Here is a 508-nt window from a genome sequence, read left to right on the forward strand (position 1 = left end):
CCTGCAGGGTCAAGGCATGCAACGCATCCGTTCCAGCCTCTGGCAGGAAGACGGCCGGCGCAAGGACGCCGCGTTCCGGATGACGAATGCGCGCCAGGCTTTCGGCTCCGACCACGTCAAGTGTCTCAAGATCGATCTTGGGCTGGTACCAGAATTCCAGCCACTGGCCGCGCAATGCCTCCTGCAACAGAGCGGGCTCACCGCTGGAAGTTGCTTCGGTTTCATCGCTGCGCGCCGGTGCCGGTTTGCTGGAAAGCAAATCGCGCAGATCCTGCTGACGGAAAGGCTTTCGCAAGATTCCACCGATCATGATGCCGCTGCGCTGGCCGATTCGCCGGGCGTGCTCCAGAACCGGTGCGCCGTGCCCACTCATCAGGATGGTTCTTCCGATAAAGCTGCGCTGGCTGAGCATCTGGAAAATCTCGACAGCATCGCTATCGCCAAGCGACAGGTCCAACAGCAGAAAATCCGGATACGCCTGGTCCAGGGCCGATGCCAGTTCTGCTTT

Annotated in this window: 1 protein-coding gene; it reads right to left on the reverse strand. The window is 60.6% G+C overall.

Features of this window, described 5'->3' with window-relative positions; genetic code table 11:
• On the reverse strand, positions 1–508 hold a 508-nt coding region (locus FRC98_RS21145; RefSeq protein WP_146983530.1), incomplete at both ends, for an EAL domain-containing protein.

It is taken from the genome of Lujinxingia vulgaris (assembly GCF_007997015.1).
GTDB classification, from domain to species: Bacteria; Myxococcota_A; Bradymonadia; order Bradymonadales; family Bradymonadaceae; genus Lujinxingia; species Lujinxingia vulgaris.